Raw genomic sequence first — 19,210 nt, forward strand, 5'->3', positions numbered from 1 at the left:
GTCACGCCCCGAGGCCGCGCTGCTCCCGCAGGCGCCGCTGGAGCCGGGCGAAGCCGAGGCGGTCCACGACCACGCCCAACAGCATGATGACCAGCACCGCGGCGAGCAGGTGGTCCACCCGCCCCTCGTCGCGCGAGGTCGCGACGAAGAAGCCGAGCCCGGCACCCGACGCGCCGATGATGAGCTCGCCGGCCACCAGCGACCGGAAGGCGAAGGCCCAGCCGTGCTCGAGACCGCTGACGATGCCGGGCAGCGCGGCCGGCACCACCACGCGCAGCAGCAGGATCCGGCCGTCGGCGCCCAGCGTCCGGGCTGCCCGGAGCAGGATCGGCGGGATGCTGTGCACGGCGTCCCGCGTGCCGATCGCGATGGACGGCAGCGCCCCGAGGATGGTCACCGCCAGGACCGCGTCGGAGGACGCGCCGAGGAAGATCACTGCCACCGGGATCCACACCGCCGACGGCAACGACTGCAGCCCGATGAGGTACGGCGACACCGCGCGGTCGGCGAGCCGTCGCCGCGCGAGACCCAGCCCCAGGGCGACCCCCACGAGCGCACTCACGCCGAAGCCGACCGCCATCGTGCTCGCCGTCCGGCCGATGATCGACGCGAAGCCGCCGTCCAGCAGCAGCCGCCAGGTCTCGACGAGCACGGTCCACGGCGAGGGCAGCACACTGTCCGGCCGAGAGGCCGCAGCCAGGCTCCACAGCCCGGCCACCAGGGCGGCGAACCCGACCGGTGGCAGGACCCGGGCGGTCAGGCCCGATCCGCCGGCCGGCGCGCTGAGGTCGACCGGCTCGTCGTGGCTGAGGACGGCGCCCGGTCCCGGCCGCGAGGGTGCGACCATGCTCAAGCCCCTTCGGCGGCGCGTCGGGTCGGCACCTCGTCGCGCAGGTCGCTCATCAGCTCACGGGCGATGTCGATCAGCCCCGGATCCTCCATGTGACGCGGTCGTGGGAGGTCGACCTCGACGATCCGCCGGATCCGGCCGGGGTGGGCGGACATGGACACCACCCGGTCCCCGAGCAGCACCGCCTCGCGCACGTTGTGCGTGATGAACACGATGGTCGTGCCGGTCGCGGTCCAGAGCTGCTGCAGCTCGCCGTGCAGCAGGTCGCGGGTCTGCGCGTCCAGCGCCGAGAACGGCTCGTCCATGAGCAGCACCTCGGGCTCGAGCGCGAAGCCGCGGGCGATCGCGACGCGCTGCCGCATGCCGCCCGACAGCTCGTGCACGAGGCTGTCCGCGAACTGCTCCAGGTGCACGCGGTGCAGCCACAGCTCGGCGCGCTCCCGCCGCTCGGCCTTGCCCACCCCGGCCAGCTGCAGGCCGAACTCGACGTTGCCGCGCGCGGTCATCCAGGGGAACAGCGCGTGCTCCTGGAAGATCACCATCCGGCGGCTGCTCGGACCGGTGACCTCCGCGCCGTGCGCGTAGACGTGCCCGGCGTCGGGCAGCTGGTGCCCGGCGAGCAGGTCCAGCAGCGTCGACTTGCCGCAGCCGGAAGGCCCGACGACGCTGACCAGCTCGCCGTCGGCGACGTCGAGGCTGAAGCGGTCGAGCGCCAGCGTCGAGCCGCGCCTGCCCGCGTACGACCGTGAGACGTCATCGACGTGCAGCGCCGCTCCCGAAGGGTGCATGTGGACGACCTTCCCGCGCCGGCCGGCGCGCTGCCGCACGGCCATCAGTCGATCATTCCGGCGCCGAGGGTGGTGCCCGTCACGGCGTCGACGATGAGGAACGCCCCGGTGGTGCGGTCCTCGGCGTACGGGTCGACGGCCAGCGGCGAGGCGGTCCGCAGCGACACCCGGCCGATGTCGTTCAGGCCGAGCTCGTCGACCGGGCCGCGCGCGAGGGTGGTGACGTCGAGCCGGTCGTGTAGCGCGCTGACGCTGGCCTTGACGGTGCGCGTCGTGTGCTTGACCAGGACCGGGGCGCCCGGACGCAGCGGGGTGTCGGCCATCCAGCAGACCGTCGCCTCGAGCACCGAGAGGGTCTGCGGCGGTGCGTCGGCCGCCGCCAGCAGGTCGCCGCGGCTGACGTCCAGCTCGTGCGCCAGCCGCACCGTCACGGCCTGCCTCGCGACCGCCTGCTGCAACTCGCCGTCGGCCGTGTCGATCCCGGCGACGGTGGTGCGGCGGCCGGACGGCAGGACCAGGACGTGGTCGCCGACCCGCAGCGTGCCGCTGGCGACGGTGCCGGCGTAGCCGCGGTAGTCGGGCCGTTCGGTCGACATCGGGCGGATCACGTACTGCACCGGGAAACGGGCCGGGCGGGTCTCGCCGTGGTCCCGCTCGACATGCACCTGCTCGAGGTGCTCCAGCAGCGCCGGGCCGTCGTACCAGGGCATCGCCGCGCTGCGGTGCACGACGTTGTCGCCGGGCAGCGCGGCCATCGGGATGGCGGTGACGTCGGTGAGCCCGACCTCGTCGGCCAGGTCGGCGAAGTCCTTGACGATGGCGTCGAAGACCGACTGGTCGAAACCGACGAGGTCCATCTTGTTGACCGCGAGGACGACGTGCGGCACCCGCAGCAGGCCGGACAGCGCGGCGTGCCGCCGGGTCTGCTCGATCACGCCCTTGCGTGCGTCGACGAGCACCAACGCGAGGTCGGCGGTGGAGGCGCCGGTGACCATGTTCCGGGTGTACTGCACGTGGCCGGGGGTGTCGGCCACGATGAAGGACCGCACCGGCGTGGAGAAGTAGCGGTAGGCGACGTCGATCGTGATGCCCTGCTCACGCTCGGCACGCAGGCCGTCGGTGAGCAGCGCGAGGTTGGTGTAGTCGTCGCCGCGGTCGGCGCTGGTGCGCTCGACCGACTCCAGCTGGTCCTGGAAGACCGACTTGCTGTCGTAGAGCAGCCGGCCGATCAGCGTCGACTTGCCGTCGTCCACCGAGCCGGCGGTGGCGAAGCGCAGGAGATCCACCACTAGAAGTAGCCCTCCTTCTTGCGGTCCTCCATGGCGGCCTCCGACGCGCGGTCGTCCGCCCGGGTGGCGCCGCGCTCGGTGAGCCGGGTGACGGCCACCTCCTCGACGACCTCCGCCGGCGTGCGGGCCGGGGAGGACACCGCACCGGTGCAGGAGGCGTCGCCCACGGTGCGGTAGCGCACCACCCGGGTGCTCACGGTCTCGCCCTCGCGCGGCAGCGAGTGCGGCGTGACGCCCAGCAGCATCCCGTCGCGCTCGAACACCTCGCGCTCGTGCGCGAAGTAGATCGCCGGCACCTCGATGCCCTCGCGGGCGATGTAGCGCCAGACGTCGAGCTCGGTCCAGTTCGACAACGGGAAGACCCGGATGTGCTCCCCGCGCGCGTGCCGGCCGTTGTAGAGGTTCCACAGCTCGGGGCGCTGGTTCTTGGGGTCCCACTGGCCGAAGGCGTCGCGGAAGGAGAAGAAACGCTCCTTGGCCCGGGCCTTCTCCTCGTCGCGGCGCGCGCCCCCGAAGACGGCGTCGTACCGACCCTCCTCGATGGCGCGCAGCAGGGTCGTCGTCTGCAGCGGGTTGCGCAGCCCGCCCGGCACCTCGCGGACCCGGCCGGCGTCGATGTCGTCCTGCACCCGGGCGACGACCAGCCGGGCGCCGAGCTCGGCGACCCGCCGGTCGCGGAAGGCGAGCACCTCGTCGAAGTTGTGGCCGGTGTCCACGTGCACCAGCGGGAACGGGATGCGGGCCGGCCAGAACGCCTTGCTGGCCAGGTGCAGCATCACGATCGAGTCCTTGCCCCCACTGAACAGCAGCGCCGGCCGCTCGAACTCCGCCGCGACCTCGCGCATCACGTGGATGCTCTCCGCCTCGAGCAGGTCGAGCTGCGACAATCCGGTCGCCACCGTCGTCATGCCAACCCCTTCGCCTTCAACAGCGCCACGAGCTGGTCCACCGACTGCTCGAGCGTCTGCTCGTGCGTGGGGATGCGGGCAGCGGGTGCGGTCGGAACTTCGTACGGCGCGTCGACCCCGGTCAGGCCGGACAGCTCGCCCGCGCGCTGCCTGGCGTACAGGCCCTTGACGTCGCGTTCGCTGCAGACCTCGACGGGCGTGGCAACGTGCACCTCGAGGAAGCCCGCGCCCTTGCCGTCGTGCAGACCGCGGACGGCGTCCCGGGTCTGGGCGAACGGACTGATGACGCTGGCCAGCACCAGCACCCCGTGCTTGGCGAGCGTGGCGGCCACCCAGCCGATGCGCAGCACGTTGGTGTCGCGGTCCTCCCGGCTGAAACCCAGTCCCTTGGAGAGGAACTCGCGCACCTCGTCACCGTCGAGCAGCTCGACGCGGTCGACGCCGGCGTCCCGCAGCCGGGCAGCCAGTGCGCTGGCCAGCGTGGTCTTGCCGGCGCTCGGCAGGCCGGTCAACCACACGGTGGCGCCGGTCGCCGTACGGGCCCGCTCGTCGAGGGCGGTCATCTGGCGGTTCCTCCTGGCAGGGACGGTGCACATCCGGACAGCAGGACGCCCGACGCGGGACGTCCCGGTCGGGCGGAAGAGGCGCGCGGTGGCGCGGGGTCTACTCGCCCGAGTGGGGCGGGGAACACACCGCGCTCGAGACGCGCTGCAGATCGACATGCAGCCGCGCGACGAGGAACGAGCCGGTCATGGCTCCAGGGTCGCACACGCCGCCGCGGGCGGCTGTGTCACCCTGGAAGACATGGGTGCCCTCCTGACGTCGCGGCTGCATGTGGATCTGCAGCGCACCAGCAGCGCCATCTGTTCCCGGGCCTAGTCCCGCCTCCCCAGCGCGCCGGCGCATCCCCGTACGAAGACCCCCAGGAGTTCCTCATGCCTGCCAAGCGCGGTCAGGGCCAGTGGGCGCTCGGCTACCGCGAGCCGCTCAACGCCAACGAGCAGTCCAAGAAGGACAGCAACCCGCTGACGGTCAAACAGCGGGTGCTGGACAGCTACGCCAAGGGCGGTTTCGACTCGATCGACGGCGCCGACCTGCGCGGCCGGCTGCGCTGGTACGGCCTCTACACCCAGCGGGCCGACGGCATCCCGGGCGGCAAGACGGCCGTGCTGGAGCCGGAGGAGCTGGAGGCTCCCTTCTTCATGCTGCGGGTGCGCATCGACGGGGGGCAGCTCACCAGCGAGCAGCTGCGCGAGATCGGGCGGATCTCGACGGAGTACGGCCGGGACGTCGCCGACATCACCGACCGGCAGAACGTGCAGCTGCACTGGATCCGGATCGAGGACGTGCCGGTCATCTGGGAGCGCCTGGAGGCCGTCGGCCTCGGCACCACGGAGGCCTGCGGCGACACGCCCCGCGTCATCCTCGGCTGCCCGCTCGCGGGGGTGGCCGCCGACGAGGTGATCGATGCCAGCGGTGTGCTGCAGGCGGTCGCGGCGCGGTTCGTGGGCGATCCGGCGTTCAGCAACCTGCCGCGCAAGTTCAAGACCTCGATCAGCGGCTGCGCGACACACTGCACCAACCACGAGATCAACGACGTCGCCTTCGTCGGCGTGCAGCACCCCGAGCTCGGTCCCGGCTACGACCTGTGGGTCGGCGGCGGGCTGTCGACCAACCCCAAGCTCGGGCTCCGGTTGGGCACCTTCGTCGAGCCGGACCGGGTCGAGGAGGTGTGGGCCGGCGTCACCTCCGTCTTCCGCGACTACGGCTACCGCCGCTCGCGCATGCACGCCCGGCTGAAGTTCCTGATGGCCGACTGGGGTCCGGAGCGTTTCCGCGAGGTGCTGGAGAAGGAGTACCTGACCGCCCCCCTGCCGGACGGACCGGCGCCGGCCGCACCGCCCACCCCGGACCGCGACCACGTCGGGGTGCACGCGCAGACCAACGGGCTGCCCTACGTCGGGACCGTGCCGCGCGCGGGCCGCACCAGCGGTCTCCAGCTGCAGCGCGTCGCGGAGCTCGCCGAGCAGCACGGCGGCGCCCGGATCAGCACCACCGCGCAGCAGGGGCTGGTCGTCCTCGACGTCCGCCCGGAGGCCGTCGAGACGCTGGTCGACGCGCTGGAGGCCGAGGACCTGCGGGTGCGCCCCTCCGTGTTCCGCCGCGGCACGATGGCCTGCACCGGCCTCGAGTTCTGCAAGCTGGCCATCGTCGAGACCAAGGTGCGGGCGGTCGACATCTACACCGAGCTGGAGCAGCGGCTGCCCGACTTCGACGAGCCGCTGACCATCAACGTCAACGGCTGCCCGAATTCCTGCGCGCGGTTCCAGACCGGCGACATCGGCCTGAAGGGCTCGATCGTCGACGGCGAGGAGGGCTTCCAGGTCCACCTCGGCGGGCGGCTCGGCGAGGACGCCGGCTTCGGCCGCAAGTCCCGCGGTCTCAAGGTCACCGGTGACGGCGCGGTCGACTACGTCGAGCGACTGCTGCGCAGCTACCTCGACCACCGGCTCGACGGCGAGCGCTTCGCCACCTGGGCCCGCCGGGCCGACGAGGCGCTGCTGAAATGACGGTGCGGACATGACGACGCGGCTGACATGACCTCGCCCGGAGGCGAGCGGGCCGCGCCGATGTACTGCCCGTACTGCGGCGAGGAGGACATCCGGCCGTTCGGCGACGACCCCGACTCCGGCCGTACGGACTGGCGCTGCGCGTCCTGCCTGCGGGTGTTCGCGGTCCGCTACAAGGGCCTGACCGGCCCGGGTTAGCTCTCCTGCGTCCTGCTCAGCCCGAGCCTGAACCCTTGCGTCATGCTCAGCGGAGCAGGGCGCCGCGCAGGCAGCAGGACGCAAGGCGGAGCAGGCGTGGGATCAGACGTGCAGGCCGCACTCGGTCTTGGCGGTGCCGGCCCAGCGGCCGCTGCGGGGGTCCTCCCCCGGCGCGACGCGGCGGGTGCACGGCGCGCAGCCGATGGACGGGTAACCGTCGTAGGCAAGCGGGTTGACCAGCACGCCGTTGGCCTCGACGTAGGCGTCGACGTCAGCCTGCGTCCACGCCGCGATCGGGTTGACCTTCACCATCTCCCGTTTGGCGTCCCACTCGACCACGCCGATCTCGCGGCGGGTGGTGGCCTCGTCGCGGCGGACGCCGGAAGCCCAGGCGGTGTACGGCTCCAGGCCACGGGCCAGCGGCTCCACCTTGCGCAGCGCACAGCAGGCGTCGGGGTCGCGCTCGTACAGCTTGCTGCCGTGCTGCGCGTCCTGCTGCGCGACGCTCAGCAGCGGCAGGACGGTGCGGACGTTGACGTCGTAGACCTGCGCGACCGCGTCGCGGGTGCCGATCGTCTCGGCGAAGTGGTAGCCGGTGTCGAGGAAGAGCACGTCGACGCCGGAGGCCACCGACGAGGCCAGGTGCGCGAGCAGCCCGTCGCCCATGGAGGAGGCGATGACGAAGCGGTCACCGAAGGTGTCGACGGCCCAGCGGAGGACCTCCTGCGCGGGCGCCCCCTCGAGGTCACGGCCCGCCTGCTCGGCAACCGACTGCAGCTCCACGACAACATTGTCCACACCGGTGCCAACACAGGGGTGCAGCCCGCTCTTCCGGCGGGAACAGCCTGAGGCATGACGCGTACCCTCTCCGCCCTCCTGCTCGCGCTCGGCCTGCTGTTCACCGGTGCGTGCAGCAGCGACCAGACCGGCGACAGCAACACCGACAACCAGATCGACGAGGTGCCGGGCGACGACGCCGACAAGGCGGAGCAGAGCCCGACACCCTGAGGCCCCGACACCCCGAGGCCCCGACACCCCGAGGCCCCGACACCCCGAGGCATGGCACGCTTCCCGGCGTGCACCCGCTGCCGAGGTCCTCGCCGCGGGTGGCCGGGTGAGCGAGCCGGTCCCCGCGCTCGTCACGCTGCACCTGTGGCGGGTGCCGCCGCGCGGCGTGCCTCGCGCGCTGCTGCGGATGGGGCGCGACCGCGGCCGGGTGCGGCGTACTCCCGGCGTGCTCTTCGCCAAGCTGCTCGGCACCGGCGACGGCCGCACCTTCACCCTTCGCGATGCCGACCCGCTGCGCTGGGGGCTGCTCGTGACGTGGGCCGACGAGTGCGCCGCCGCCGGCTTCGAGCAGTCCCCGGTCGTGCGGTCGTGGGAGCACGACGCGGTCGAGTCCTTGCGCGTCGACCTGCGGCCGGTCGCCGCCCGCGGCCGCTGGAGCGGACGCGCGCCGTTCGGCGACCCGGTGCCGGTACGGGTCACCGGGCCGGTCGCGGCGTTGACCCGCGCCCGGCTGCGCCCAGCCGCCGCGGCCGGCTTCTGGCGGGCCGTGCCGCCGGTGTCCGCCGACCTGCGCCACCGGCCCGGGCTGCGCGCGGCGGTCGGCATCGGCGAGGCGCCGGTCGGCCTGCAGGGGACCTTCAGCCTGTGGGAGTCGGCGCAGGCACTGCGCGACTTCGCCCAGGGGGCGGCGCACGCCGCCGTCGTCGCCCGCACCGACCCTGAGCGGTGGTACGCCGAGGAGCTGTTCGCCCGCTTCGCCGTGGTCGGCGGCCGCGGCACGCTCGACGGCCGCGACCCGCTGACATGAGGACCGCTGACAGGAGCGTGCGCCTGCTGGCGCTGCCGGTGGCGCAGTTCCGCGCGCGTACGGACGAGGTGCTCGACGTCTACGCCGAGGCCATGCAGGTCACCCCGGAGGAGGCCCGTTCCCGGCGGTCGATCGTGGCGAGCCACCTGGACCGCGACGGTCTGCGGGTGGTCGTGGCGGTCGAGGGCGACCGGATGGTCGGGGTGGCCTACGGCTACCGCGGCGCCGCCGGGCAGTGGTGGCACGACCAGGTGCACGCCGCGCTCACCGCGGCGCAGTCGCGCGAGTGGCTCGAGGGGGCCTTCGAGGTCTGCGAGTTGCACGTACGCCCCGGTCTGCAGGGCACCGGGCTGGGCCGCGGCCTGCTCGACACCCTGCTGCAGGAGGTCCCGGCCCGCACCGCCGTCCTGACCACGCCGGACGGCGAGACCCGGGCGCGCCGGTTCTACCGGGCCGGCGGCTGGGTCGACCTGACGACGGGGCTGCGCTTCCCGGGCGACCCGCGCCTGTTCGCGGTCCTGGGGCTGCCCCTACTGTCGCAGCGGTGAGCAGGCGGGCGGTCGTCGTCGGCGCCGGGCACAACGGCCTGGTCGCCGCCTGCTACCTGGCCCGGGCCGGTCTGGACGTCGAGGTGGTCGAGCGGGACACCGTCGTCGGCGGCGCCGTGAGCACCGTCGAGCGCTTCCCCGGCTACCGGATGGACCGCGGCTCGAGCGCGCACATCATGATCCGGCACACCGGGATCGTGGAGGACCTGGACCTGGTGGGTGCCGGCCTCGAGTACCAGGACCTCGACCCGTGGGGGTTCGCGCCGTTCGTGTCGGACGGGACGGCCGAGGGCCTCCACTTCTTCGTCGACCTGGACCGCACCTGTGCGTCGATCGAGAGCGTCTGCGGCCCGCGCGACGCCGACGCCTACCGCGCCTTCGTGCTGGACTGGTCGGCCCGCAACCTCCGGGTCTTCCAGGCCTTCCAGGGCGCGCCGACGACGGCCCACCTCGGCCGCACCCTGTGGGGCGTCGGCAGGTCCACCGCTCTGGGCGGCAGCGAGCTGTCCCGGCAGTTCCTCACCAGCGCGGACTCGCTGCTCGACGAGCACTTCAGCGACGAGCGGCTCAAGACCGCGCTGGCCTGGATGGGGGCGCAGTCGGGTCCGCCGACGCACGAGGTGGCCACCGCGGACCTGGTCGGCTGGAACACCGTGATGCACCTGCTGCCGCCGGGGCACCCCAGGGGCGGCAGCGGGATGCTGTCGGAGGCGCTGCAGACCCGGCTGGAGTCCTACGGCGGACGGGTCCGGCTGGGCGACGGTGCGGCGGCGATCACCTCCGGCGGGGGGCAGGTGACCGGCGTGCTGACCGAGTCGGGCGAACACCTGGCCGCGACCCTCGTCGTGGCGGGCTGCCACATCCTCGCCACGGTCGACCTGCTCGGCGACGGCCTTCCGGCGGCGCTCGCCGCCCGGGCGCGCAGGAGCATCCGCACCGGCAACGGGATCGGGATGGTGGTGCGGCTGGCGACCTCCGCCCTGCCGCAGTACGCCGCCGGCACCGACCAGACGCACCGTGCGATGCAGCTGATCGCGCCGAGCCGGCAGTTCCTGCGCAAGGCGCACGGCGAGTACAACGCCGGCCTGCCGCCGGAGCACCCGGCCGCGCTGGCCATGACGTTCAGCGCGTTCGACGACACGATCGCCCCGGCCGGCAAGCACAACGTGACCGTGTGGGGCCAGTGGCACCCGTACGCCCTCTCCAACGGCGAGACCTGGGACGCGATCCGCGAACGCGAGGGCAGCAAGCTGGTCGAGGCCGTGGACCGGGTGGCGCCCGGCTTCGCCGGCAGCGTCGAGCACATGCACGTACAGACTCCGCTGGACCTCGAGCGCGAGCTCGGTCTGCGCAACGGCCAGGTCATGCACGTCGAGATGGGCCTGGACCAGATGTTCATGTGGCGGCCGATGCCCGAGCTGGCCGGCTACCGGATGCCCGGCGTGGACGGGCTCTACCTGTGCGGCGCGTCGACCCATCCCGGTGGCGGCGTGTTCGGTGCCAGCGGGCGGTCGGCCGCCGGCGTCGCGCTGGCCGACCGCCGACCGTCCCCACTGTCCCGAGTCGGAAAGAGGCTGCGCCGTGCCTGATCTGTACGAGGTGCTGCTCGTCGACGGCCAGACCCGCTGGCACGTCGGCTGGGTGGTCGACGACGAGGCCGAGACCGACGTGCTGCTGCGCGACGGCCGGCACGTGCCGGTCTTCGCCAGCCGCGCGGCGCTCGAGCAGCACGCCGAGCAGCACCGATTGTCCTTGCAGGACGACCTGCCCGACGAGATCGACCTCGACCTCGGCGGCTGGCTGACCTCCGGCACCCGGCAGCCGTCGACGGCCGAGGTGTGCGAGCTGTGGCAGCTGCTCTACGACGACCCGCTGGTCGGAACTGCGCTCGGCAGCGAGGATCTCGGGGAGGCCTACGACGACCTGGTCGAGGACGCGCCGGACTGGTTCGCCACCCACGGTGCGGCGGCGCGCCCGGCGCTGGCCGACGCCGTCCGGCGGCTCCGCTCGATCCTGCGGCCAGCCTGACCGCAGGCCTAGGCTCGCCCGCGTGACTGCCCCCGCGGACGCATCGGTGGCGACCTGGCCGCGCCGGCTCCCGGTCCTCCTGGCAGCGGCCACCGTGCTGCTGCAGATCGGCTACCCGCTCCTGGCCGGGCGGCCGCGCGACGTCCTGACCGTGGTCACGGTGGTGGTCTTCTTCCTGGCCTCGCTGTCCCATGCGCTGGTCCACCGCGGTGCCCGCTGGACCGGCGGCTACGTCGCGGTCACCGTCGGCACCGGGCTGCTCGCCGAGTCGGTCGGCACCTCGACCGGCTTCCCCTTCGGGCAGTACGACTACGCCGGATCGCTGGGCTGGAAGCTGTTCTCGGTGCCGCTGGTCATCCCGCTGGCCTGGGCCATGATGGCCTACCCGTGCCTGCTCGTCGGCCGGCGGCTGGCCTCCACCCGGCTGGGCGCTGCGGTCGTCGGGGCCTGGGCGCTGGCGTCCTGGGACCTGTTCCTCGACCCGCAGATGGTCCAGGCCGGGCACTGGTCGTGGTCGAACGTGCAGGTGGCCCTACCGGGGTCGCCCGACATCCCCGTCAGCAACTACCTCGGCTGGCTGCTCGTGGCTCTGCTGATGCTCGCGGTACTGCAGCTGCTGCCCCGGCGCGACGCCGACGACCGGGTGCCGGCCGCGCTGTTCCTGTGGACCTACGGCTCGTCGGTGCTGGCGAACGCCGTCTTCTTCGGCCGTCCCGCCGTGGCCCTGCTCGGCGGCGTCGGCATGGGCATCGTCGCGGTGCCGTACGCGCTGTCGCTGCGGCGCGGATGATGCTCGTCCGGCTGGCCTCGTGCGGCGCCGCGCTGCTCGCGGTGCACGCCGCGGTGAACGCGGCGCTGCTGCGGGTGCCGGCGGCGACCGCCACGGCGACGCGGGTCTCGGTGCTGCTGCCGGTACGCGACGAAGCCGGCCGGCTCGAGCCGTGCCTGCGGGCGCTGCTCGCGCAGCGGGGTGTGGACCTCGAGGTGGTGGTCCTCGACGACGGCTCCACCGACGGCACCGCCTGCGTGGTCCGGCGAGTGGCCGAGGGCGACCCGCGGGTGCGGCTGCTGACCGGACGGCCGATGCCCCACGGCTGGCTCGGCAAGCCGCATGCCTGCCAGCAGCTGGCCGACGCGGCGGCGGCGAGCAGCAGCGTGTTGGTGTTCGTGGACGCCGACGTGGTGCTCGCACCGCACGCCGTCGCCGCGACCGTCGCGCTGCTCGAGGAGACGGGCCTGGACCTGCTCAGCCCCTACCCGCGGCAGGAGGCGCCCGGCGCCACCGGCCTGGTGCAGCCGCTGCTGCAGTGGTCCTGGCTGACGTTCCTGCCGCTGCGGCTGGCCGAGCGCTCGCCCCGCCCGTCGCTGTCGGCGGCCAACGGCCAGCTGCTCGCCGTACGGCGCTCGACCTACGACCGCGCCGGCGGGCACGGCGCCGTGCGGTCGGCGGTGGTCGAGGACGTCGAGCTGCTCCGCGCCCTCAAGCGGGCCGGCGGGCGCGGCGGCGTCTGCGACGGGACCGCTCTGGCGACCACCCGGATGTACGACACCTGGGGCCAGCTCATGGACGGCTACGCCAAGTCGCTGTGGACGCTGCCGCCCGCGTCCCTGCTGCTGATGTCGCTGCTCTACGTGCTGCCGCCGGTGGCGGCGCTGCGCGGCTCGCGAGCGGGCGCCGTGGGCTACGCCGCCGGGGTGGCCGGGCGGGTCGTCACCGCCCGCCGGACCGGCGGGCCGGCGCTGCCGCACGCCCTCGCGCACCCCCTGTCGGTGACCGCCTTCTGCCTGCTGGCGCTGCGGTCCCGGGTGCAGCGCCGGCGTGGCGCGCTGATCTGGAAGGGCCGCCCGGTGGGTGCCGGACCGTGAGCCGGGTCCTGGTCATCGGAGCCGGTGTCGGCGGGCTGGCCGCCGCCGCCCGGCTGGCCGCGCTCGGCCACGACGTCACGGTGTGCGAGACGGCGCAGAGCGTCGGCGGCAAGCTCGGCCTGGTCGAGCATGCGGTGCCCGGGCTCGGCGACTTCCGCTTCGACACCGGGCCGTCGCTGGTGACCTTGCCGCAGGTCTTCCGCGACCTGTTCGAGCAGACCGGCGGGTGGCCGGACGGCCTGTCGCTCGAGCCGCTCGACCCGGTGGCGCGCTACCGCTTCGCCGACGGCACGCTGCTGGACGCCACCTCCGACCTCGAGGAGTTCTGCGACCGGCTCGACACCGCGCTCCTGCCGGGCAGCGGCGAGGACTGGCGCGGCTTCACCGCACGCGCGCAGCGGGTGTGGGAGGCCAGCCGCACACCGTTCCTGGAGTCCGCGCTCGACGGCCGGCGCAGCCTCGCCGGGCTGGCCGTCCGGCAGCCACGCGACCTCGCCGCGATCCTGCCGGGGCGGTCGCTGCGCTCGCTGGGGCGGCGCCACCTCAGGGACCCGCGGCTGCGGACATTCCTGGACCGCTACGCCACCTACACCGGGTCCGATCCACGACGCGCTCCGGCCGCCCTGGCCGCGGTCCCGTACGTCGAGCAGGCGTACGGCGGCTGGTACGTGCCCGGCGGGCTGTACCGGCTCGGGCAGGCGATGGCCGAGCGCGCGGTGGAGCGCGGCGCACGGCTGCGGTTGGGGAGCCAGGTGGTTCGGGTCGAGGTGGAGGGCGGCCGCGCGTGCGGTGTGCGGCTGGCAGACGGTGAGCGGCTGGCTGGCGACGTCGTCGTCGCGAACGCCGACGCCGCCCACGTCTACGGCACGCTGGTCGAGGCCCCCGCGGCAGCCCGGCGGCTGGCCCGCGCGACGCCGTCGTTGTCCGGCTTCGTGCTCCTGCTGGCGGTCGAGGGGCGCACTCCGGGCCTGGCGCACCACAACGTGCTGTTCCCGGCCGACTACGACGCGGAGTTCGACGCCGTCTTCGGCGGCCCGGCGCAGCCGGTCCCGGACCCGACGTTGTACATCAGCGCACCGGACGACCCGGCGCTGCGACCCGAGGGCTGCGAGGCGTGGTTCGTGCTCGTCAACGCCCCGCGGCACGGAACCGGCCGCGGCGCCGTGGACTGGCGGGAACCCGGCCTGGCCGCCACCTACCGCGAGCGGCTGCTCGACCTGCTCGGCGAGCGCGGGCTGCCGGTGCGCGACCGGGTCCGCTGGTCACACCTGCTCTCCCCCGCCGACCTCGAGGACCGCACCGGCTCGGTCGGCGGGGCGATCTACGGCACCTCCAGCAACGGCGCGACCGCGGCCTTCCTCCGGCCGGCGAACCGGTCACCCGTCCCCGGGCTGTTCCTTGTCGGCGGCTCCTCCCACCCCGGCGGCGGGCTCCCGCTGGTGGCGCTGTCGGCGCAGATCGTGGCGGGGCTGATCGGCCCGGCGTGAGCGCGCTGCCAGCCCGGTCACGCCTCCGGCACCTGGACGGCCGGCTCGTCCGGCAGGTCGAGCAGCTGACGGCGCACCGCGATCAACAACTGCCCGACACCCACCAGCGTCAACAGCGCGATCAGCGCCATGCCGATCGTCGCGACCAGCTCGCGGTATCCGAGGAAGACGCCGCCGAAGTGCAGGGAGGCGGCCAGGACGATGACCCGGCTCGGCCGCTCCGCGACGGTGATCCGCCCGACGTCGCCGCCGCCGGCGTTGCCGGCCCGCGCGCGGACGTACTCCAGGAAGAAGAACAGGAAGCCGCAGGCGACGGCGAGGCCGGGAGGCGCGCCGACCGAGACCACCGCCACGAGGTAGACGACGTCGTTGACCCGGTCGACAGCGGAGTCCAGGACGTAGCCCCACCGGCTGGTGCGGTTCTCGAGAGCGGCCACACAGCCGTCGAGCGTGTCGAACAGGCCACTGACGACCAGCACCCAGCCCGCGAGGATCGCCCAGCGGCCGCCCAGCTCCAGCGGGAGGAACACAGCGCCGGCCAGCCAGATGGAGCTGATCGTCAGCACGTCGGGCGAGATGCCGCGCCGGGCCAGCGGCCGGGCGACCGTGTAGACCATCGTCAGCCAGCCGCGCAACCACGGGTTTCCGGTACGCGGGTCGTAGCCGCCGTGCAGGACCGCCCAGCGATCGAAATAGCCTTCTTTGTCGGAGATCTCGTGCAAGGGACGGCGAGCCGTCGCCCACGCGAGCACGACGAGCAGCAGGCCGGTGACGGCCAGAACGACGGCGGCGGTCAAGCCGCCCGCCCGCCCGCGAGCTGCAGCCTCACGACGTCTGCAGGCCCAGCCGCGCCCAGATCTCGCGGGTGGCGGTGGACCGGTTGAGGGTGATGAAGTGCAGGCCGGGCACGCCCTCGGCCAGCAGCCGGTCGCACATCGCCGTCGCGGCCTCCACACCGACCCGCCGGACCGCCTCGGGATCGTCCTGGACCGCGTGCAGCTGGGCGGCGAACTCCGCCGGGAAGGCCGCACCGGACAGCGCCGCCATCCGCTCGATCTGCGCGACGTTGGTGACCGGCATGATGCCCGGGATGATCGGGACCTCGCAGCCCGTGGCGGCGACCCGGTCCCGGAGCCTCAGGTAGTCCTCGGTCCGGAAGAACATCTGGGTGATGGCGAAGTCGGCCCCCGCACCGCACTTCGCGACGAAGCGCGCGGTGTCGACGTCCAGGTCGGGCGAGCGCGGGTGCTTCTCCGGGAAGGCGGCGACGCCGACGCAGAAGTCGCCGGACGCCTTCACCAGGCGGACCAGCTCGTCGGCATACTCCAGTCCCTCGTGGTGCCGGACCCACTCGGCCTGTGGATCGCCGGGAGGGTCGCCGCGCAGCGCGAGCATGTTGCGTACCCCGGCAGCGGCGAACTGGCCGATGATCCGGCGCAGCTCCGCCACCGAGTGGTTGACGGCGGTGAGGTGCGCCAGCGGGGTGAGCGTCGTGTCCGTCGCGATCCGTTCGGTCATCGCCACCGTACGCTCGCGGGTCGATCCTCCGGCGCCGTAGGTCACGGAGACGAAGTCCGGCCGGAGCGGTTCGAGCTGTCGGATGGCCTGCCACAGCTGGCGCTCGCCCTCGTCGGTCTTCGCGGGAAAGAACTCGAAGGAGAACAGCCGGCGCCCGGCGTCGAGCATGCTCTTGATCGTCCGGTCGGCCATCCGGTCAGGCTAGCGGCGGGCGCGCGGGATCCCCGGCCAGCCCGTAGCCTGCGCGCCATGAGCACTGACCCGCTCGACCGGGCCGATGTGCGCCAGCGGGTACAGAAGGCGCTGAACGGCTTCGTCGCCCGCCGACTCACCCTGCTGGGCGACATCTCCGCGGAGCTCCTCCCGCTGGCCGACGCGCTCACCGAGCTGCTGGCCGGCGGCAAGCGGCTGCGCCCGGCGTTCTGCTACTGGGGTTACCGCGGCGCGGGCGGCCCCGACGCCGACGCGATCGTCGAGGCCGCGGCCGCGTTGGAGCTCTTCCAGGCCTGCGCGCTGATCCACGACGACGTGATGGACGGCAGCGACACCCGCCGCGGCAAGCCCGCGGTCCACCGGCGCTTCGCGAGCATGCACCGCAGCGAGGGGTGGGCCGGTGACCCGGAGATGTTCGGCACGGGTGCGGCCATCCTGCTGGGTGACCTGTGCCTGTCCTGGTCCGACCAGATGCTCGGCAGCAGCGGCCTGCCGGTGGAGCGCCTGGTCGCCGGCCGCGAAGTCTACGACGAGATGCGGACCGAGCTGATGGGCGGGCAGTACCTCGACCTGCTGGAGCAGGCCCGCGGCGGCGGATCGGTCGAGCGTGCGCTAAGGGTGGCCCGCTACAAGAGCGCCAAGTACACGATCGAGAAGCCCCTGCACCTGGGGGCGGCACTGGCCAACGCGGACCGGGAGCTGCTCGAGGGGTACTCCGGCTACGGGCTGCCGCTGGGCGAGGCCTTCCAGCTGCGCGACGACGTGCTCGGCGTCTTCGGTGACCCGACAGTGACAGGGAAACCGGCCGGGGACGACCTGCGCGAGGGCAAGCGCACCGCGCTGGTCGCGATGGCTCTCGAAGCCGCCGGCCCGGCGCAGACCGCAGCCGTCCGCCGGCATCTCGGCGACCCGCACCTGTCCGACGAGGGCCTGGCGCAGCTGCGCTCCGTGATCGAGGACACCGGCGCGCTGAGCCGGGTCGAGGCCCTCATCGACCAGCGGACCGACCAGGCCCTCACCGCCCTGCAGGCGGCTCCGATGGACGAGCAGGCCCGCGGGGTGCTCCGGTGCCTGGCAGCCGCCGCCACCTGCCGCTCGCTCTGACCGGTTGCTCGGACGCAAGCGTCTTGAGCCTCAGCCGATCGCTCAGTGCAGCACCAGCACCGCGGGATGCAGGTCCCCGCGGCCCAGGACCGGCAGCACGACGGCGGGCTCGGCCGGCCGGGCGAGGAACCAGCCCTGCGCGTGCGCCACACCGAGCCGCAGCAGCTCGGCCAGGTCACCGGCCTCCTCGACACCCTCAGCGACCAGCACCGTGTCGGTCCCGAGGCAGTACGCCACCATCGCCGCGACCAGCGACTGCCGCTGCCGGGACAGCTCGACCCCCTGGACGAGCGACAGATCGAGCTTGAGGACGTCCGGCGCGAGGTGCAGGACGTGCCGCCAGCTGGAGTGGCCGGCACCGAAGTCGTCGATGCCCAGTCCGATCCCCCGCTCACGCAAGGTTCCCAGCACGTCGAGCAGGGCCGGATAGTCCGCGACGGACTCGTGCTCGGTGAGCTCGATCAGCAGGCGCGGGTCCGCTGCGGCGTGCAGCTGCCGCTGGACGCCGCGGGTGAGCAGCGCCTGCGCGGACAGGTTGACCGTGAGCCGCAGCCCGGCCGGCAGGAGCGGCAGCACCTCCAGTGCTCCCTGCAGGGCGAGCGCCTCCAGCTCCGGGCCGCGCCCGTCGCGCAGCGCCGCGTCGAACCACTCCGCGGGCCCCGGCTGCGGATGGCCGGGGAAGCGGGCCAGCGCCTCGACCCCCCAGATCGCGCCGGTGGACAGCTCCACCACCGGCTGCAGGTGCACCCGCAGCGGCTGTGCGCCGGAGAGCACCTCCCGCAGCGCGCGCTGTCCCGACCCAACCGGCACAGCCGGGACCGGCGGCGCAGCCGGCTCAGCCGGGACCGGCGGCGCAGCCGAGCCGGCGTCGACGGTCGACGTCACCGCCCCCTCCTTCGTGACCTGGACAATCCGGGCAGCTGCCACAGGAACAACTCCCGCACCAGCCAATGGTGACGAGTTGTAGCAGATTGATCACCGGATGTCGTGGGTGCCGGTGCGCCCTCTAGGCTTGCCGGGGTGAACACACCTGCCCTTGCCGCGAACGAACCCTGCTGGTGCGGCAGCGGCCGGCGCTACAAGCGCTGCCACCGGATCGCCGATCTCGACCCGGCCCGGGCGGCCGCCGAGCAGGCCCGCAGGCTGGAGGCCGAGCGCCGCGCCGCCTCCTTCGTCCGCCCCGGCACGCTCTCGCCGCGCCGCGAGGTACCCGCCCACATCCCACGGCCGGACTACGCCCTCGACAAGCACGGCCGGCCCAGGCACCACGACAGCGGCCGGCCGAAGGACGCGGAGACGATCGAGCTGATGCGGGCCGCCGGACGGGCCGCGGCCGAGGTGCTGCAGATCGTGGGGGCCGCCATCGCACCGGGCGTGACGACCGACGAGCTGGATGCGATCGCTCACGAGGAGTGCGTCCGGCGCGGCGGCTACCCGTCCCCACTCGGCTACAACGGCTTCCCGAAGTCGCTGTGCACCAGCGTCAACGAGGTCATCTGCCACGGGATCCCCGACTCGACCGTCCTGAACGACGGCGACATCGTCAACTGCGACGTGACCATCTACCTCGACGGCGTGCACGGCGACACCAACGCCACCTTCCTGGTCGGTGAGGTGGACGAGGCCTCCCGCAGGCTGGTGGACGTCACCCGCGAGTGCCTCGACCTGGGCATCGCGGCCGTGCGGCCGGGGGCCCGGATCCGCGACATCGGCCGGGCGATCCAGACGCACGCGGAGAGCCACGGCTACGGCGTGGTGCGGGCCTTCGTCGGACACGGCGTCGGCCGCAGCTTCCACAGTGACCCGCAGGTCTTCCACTACGACAACCCGGCGGCACGCACCGAGATCCTGCCCGGGATGACGTTCACCATCGAGCCGATGATCGCCATCGGCGACTGGCACCACGAGATGTGGGACGACGGGTGGACCGCCGTCACCGCCGACCGCTCCCGGACCGCGCAGTTCGAGCACACTCTGGTCGTCACCGGGGACGGGGCGGACATCCTGACCCTCGTCTGACGCCGGCG

At 73.5% G+C, this 19,210-nt stretch carries 21 protein-coding genes; 12 read left to right on the forward strand and 9 right to left on the reverse strand.

The genetic code is table 11. The annotated features are described in order from the left end of the window. Nucleotide 1: 1 nt before the first annotated feature. Genes WD794_16490 through cysC form a run of 5 tightly spaced genes read right to left on the reverse strand, consistent with a single transcriptional unit; the run spans nt 2 to nt 4,398 of the window. Nucleotides 2-847, reverse strand: a complete 846-nt coding sequence (locus WD794_16490; GenBank protein MEX2291911.1) for an ABC transporter permease — start codon at nt 845-847, stop codon at nt 2-4. A 2-nt stretch (nt 848-849) separates the two neighbouring features. Beyond that, a complete protein-coding gene (locus WD794_16495; protein MEX2291912.1) occupies nt 850-1,683 on the reverse strand; it encodes an ABC transporter ATP-binding protein in 834 nt (277 codons plus the stop codon). Beyond that, nucleotides 1,683-2,927 (reverse strand): GTP-binding protein, encoded by a 1,245-nt coding sequence (locus tag WD794_16500; GenBank protein ID MEX2291913.1) that lies wholly within the window; start codon nt 2,925-2,927, stop codon nt 1,683-1,685. Before WD794_16500 ends, WD794_16495 begins: the two co-directional genes overlap by 1 nt. After that, complete coding sequence (gene cysD, locus WD794_16505; protein ID MEX2291914.1) at nt 2,927-3,835, reverse strand: sulfate adenylyltransferase subunit CysD; 909 nt, start codon at nt 3,833-3,835, stop codon at nt 2,927-2,929. The genes WD794_16500 and cysD overlap by 1 nt, the downstream gene beginning before the upstream one ends. Further along, nucleotides 3,832-4,398: an adenylyl-sulfate kinase gene (gene cysC / locus WD794_16510; GenBank protein ID MEX2291915.1), complete on the reverse strand. Its 567-nt coding sequence runs from the start codon at nt 4,396-4,398 to the stop codon at nt 3,832-3,834. Before cysC ends, cysD begins: the two co-directional genes overlap by 4 nt. 372 nt (nt 4,399-4,770) lie before the next feature. On the opposite strand from cysC, the gene WD794_16515 reads away from it, so the two are divergent. Continuing rightward, complete coding sequence (locus WD794_16515) at nt 4,771-6,405, forward strand: nitrite/sulfite reductase (GenBank protein MEX2291916.1); 1,635 nt, start codon at nt 4,771-4,773, stop codon at nt 6,403-6,405. A 27-nt stretch (nt 6,406-6,432) separates the two neighbouring features. Then, complete coding sequence (locus WD794_16520) at nt 6,433-6,603, forward strand: hypothetical protein (protein MEX2291917.1); 171 nt, start codon at nt 6,433-6,435, stop codon at nt 6,601-6,603. 102 nt (nt 6,604-6,705) lie between these two features. On the opposite strand, the gene WD794_16525 is transcribed toward WD794_16520, so the two are convergent. Then, the gene (locus WD794_16525; protein ID MEX2291918.1) at nt 6,706-7,386 is read right to left on the reverse strand and encodes a phosphoadenylyl-sulfate reductase; all 681 of its coding nucleotides are present in this window, start codon (nt 7,384-7,386) and stop codon (nt 6,706-6,708) included. Nucleotides 7,387-7,455: 69 nt separating this feature from the next. On the opposite strand from WD794_16525, the gene WD794_16530 reads away from it, so the two are divergent. The 8 genes from WD794_16530 (at nt 7,456) to crtI (ending at nt 14,348) form a co-directional block, all read left to right on the forward strand. Then, entirely contained in the window at nt 7,456-7,611 is a 156-nt protein-coding gene (locus WD794_16530; protein MEX2291919.1) for a hypothetical protein, read from the forward strand. Nucleotides 7,612-7,717: 106 nt separating this feature from the next. Further along, nucleotides 7,718-8,419, forward strand: coding sequence for a monooxygenase (locus tag WD794_16535; protein ID MEX2291920.1), 702 nt, complete (start codon nt 7,718-7,720; stop codon nt 8,417-8,419). Between the two features lie 17 nt (nt 8,420-8,436). Continuing rightward, complete coding sequence (locus tag WD794_16540) at nt 8,437-8,967, forward strand: GNAT family N-acetyltransferase (GenBank protein ID MEX2291921.1); 531 nt, start codon at nt 8,437-8,439, stop codon at nt 8,965-8,967. Beyond that, nucleotides 8,964-10,556: an NAD(P)/FAD-dependent oxidoreductase gene (locus WD794_16545; GenBank protein MEX2291922.1), complete on the forward strand. Its 1,593-nt coding sequence runs from the start codon at nt 8,964-8,966 to the stop codon at nt 10,554-10,556. Before WD794_16540 ends, WD794_16545 begins: the two co-directional genes overlap by 4 nt. Further along, nucleotides 10,549-10,995, forward strand: coding sequence for a hypothetical protein (locus tag WD794_16550; GenBank protein ID MEX2291923.1), 447 nt, complete (start codon nt 10,549-10,551; stop codon nt 10,993-10,995). Before WD794_16545 ends, WD794_16550 begins: the two co-directional genes overlap by 8 nt. A 22-nt stretch (nt 10,996-11,017) precedes the next feature. Continuing rightward, the gene (locus WD794_16555) at nt 11,018-11,785 is read left to right on the forward strand and encodes a carotenoid biosynthesis protein (GenBank protein MEX2291924.1); all 768 of its coding nucleotides are present in this window, start codon (nt 11,018-11,020) and stop codon (nt 11,783-11,785) included. Continuing rightward, complete coding sequence (locus tag WD794_16560; GenBank protein MEX2291925.1) at nt 11,785-12,861, forward strand: glycosyltransferase; 1,077 nt, start codon at nt 11,785-11,787, stop codon at nt 12,859-12,861. Before WD794_16555 ends, WD794_16560 begins: the two co-directional genes overlap by 1 nt. Further along, nucleotides 12,858-14,348: a phytoene desaturase family protein gene (gene crtI, locus WD794_16565; GenBank protein MEX2291926.1), complete on the forward strand. Its 1,491-nt coding sequence runs from the start codon at nt 12,858-12,860 to the stop codon at nt 14,346-14,348. Before WD794_16560 ends, crtI begins: the two co-directional genes overlap by 4 nt. 17 nt (nt 14,349-14,365) lie before the next feature. On the opposite strand, the gene WD794_16570 is transcribed toward crtI, so the two are convergent. Then, complete coding sequence (locus WD794_16570; protein MEX2291927.1) at nt 14,366-15,145, reverse strand: CDP-alcohol phosphatidyltransferase family protein; 780 nt, start codon at nt 15,143-15,145, stop codon at nt 14,366-14,368. 28 nt (nt 15,146-15,173) lie between these two features. After that, nucleotides 15,174-16,058 carry a methylenetetrahydrofolate reductase [NAD(P)H] gene (gene metF / locus WD794_16575; protein MEX2291928.1) on the reverse strand — a complete coding sequence of 295 codons (885 nt, stop codon included), beginning with the start codon at nt 16,056-16,058 and terminating at the stop codon, nt 15,174-15,176. A 57-nt stretch (nt 16,059-16,115) separates the two neighbouring features. Between metF and WD794_16580 the strand changes: the two genes are divergently transcribed. Beyond that, nucleotides 16,116-17,183, forward strand: a complete 1,068-nt coding sequence (locus tag WD794_16580) for a polyprenyl synthetase family protein (protein ID MEX2291929.1) — start codon at nt 16,116-16,118, stop codon at nt 17,181-17,183. Between the two features lie 42 nt (nt 17,184-17,225). Here WD794_16580 and WD794_16585 read toward each other — a convergent pair whose 3' ends face one another. Further along, on the reverse strand, nt 17,226-18,068 hold the full coding sequence (locus WD794_16585) for an EAL domain-containing protein (GenBank protein ID MEX2291930.1): 843 nt from the start codon (nt 18,066-18,068) through the stop codon (nt 17,226-17,228). A 135-nt stretch (nt 18,069-18,203) separates the two neighbouring features. Here WD794_16585 and map point away from each other — a divergent pair, with 135 nt between their 5' ends. Beyond that, a complete protein-coding gene (map, locus tag WD794_16590) occupies nt 18,204-19,202 on the forward strand; it encodes a type I methionyl aminopeptidase (GenBank protein MEX2291931.1) in 999 nt (332 codons plus the stop codon). The last annotated feature ends 8 nt before the right edge of the window (nt 19,203-19,210 follow it).

The sequence above is a fragment of the Mycobacteriales bacterium genome (assembly GCA_040902655.1).
Classification (GTDB): Bacteria; Actinomycetota; Actinomycetes; order Mycobacteriales; family SCTD01; genus SCTD01.

Bases quoted from the DNA above. Each gene is read 5' to 3' on its own strand.
- WD794_16515 (MEX2291916.1), top strand. From the start codon at position 4,771: ATGCCTGCCAAGCGCGGTCAGGGCCAGTGGGCGCTCGGCTACCGCGAG.
- WD794_16520 (MEX2291917.1), top strand. From the start codon at position 6,433: ATGACCTCGCCCGGAGGCGAGCGGGCCGCGCCGATGTACTGCCCGTAC.
- WD794_16580 (MEX2291929.1), top strand. From the start codon at position 16,116: ATGAGCACTGACCCGCTCGACCGGGCCGATGTGCGCCAGCGGGTACAG.
- cysD (MEX2291914.1), bottom strand. From the start codon at position 3,835: ATGACGACGGTGGCGACCGGATTGTCGCAGCTCGACCTGCTCGAGGCG.
- metF (MEX2291928.1), bottom strand. From the start codon at position 16,058: ATGGCCGACCGGACGATCAAGAGCATGCTCGACGCCGGGCGCCGGCTG.
- WD794_16530 (MEX2291919.1), top strand. From the start codon at position 7,456: ATGACGCGTACCCTCTCCGCCCTCCTGCTCGCGCTCGGCCTGCTGTTC.
- WD794_16495 (MEX2291912.1), bottom strand. From the start codon at position 1,683: ATGGCCGTGCGGCAGCGCGCCGGCCGGCGCGGGAAGGTCGTCCACATG.
- WD794_16490 (MEX2291911.1), bottom strand. From the start codon at position 847: ATGGTCGCACCCTCGCGGCCGGGACCGGGCGCCGTCCTCAGCCACGAC.
- cysC (MEX2291915.1), bottom strand. From the start codon at position 4,398: ATGACCGCCCTCGACGAGCGGGCCCGTACGGCGACCGGCGCCACCGTG.
- WD794_16560 (MEX2291925.1), top strand. From the start codon at position 11,785: ATGCTCGTCCGGCTGGCCTCGTGCGGCGCCGCGCTGCTCGCGGTGCAC.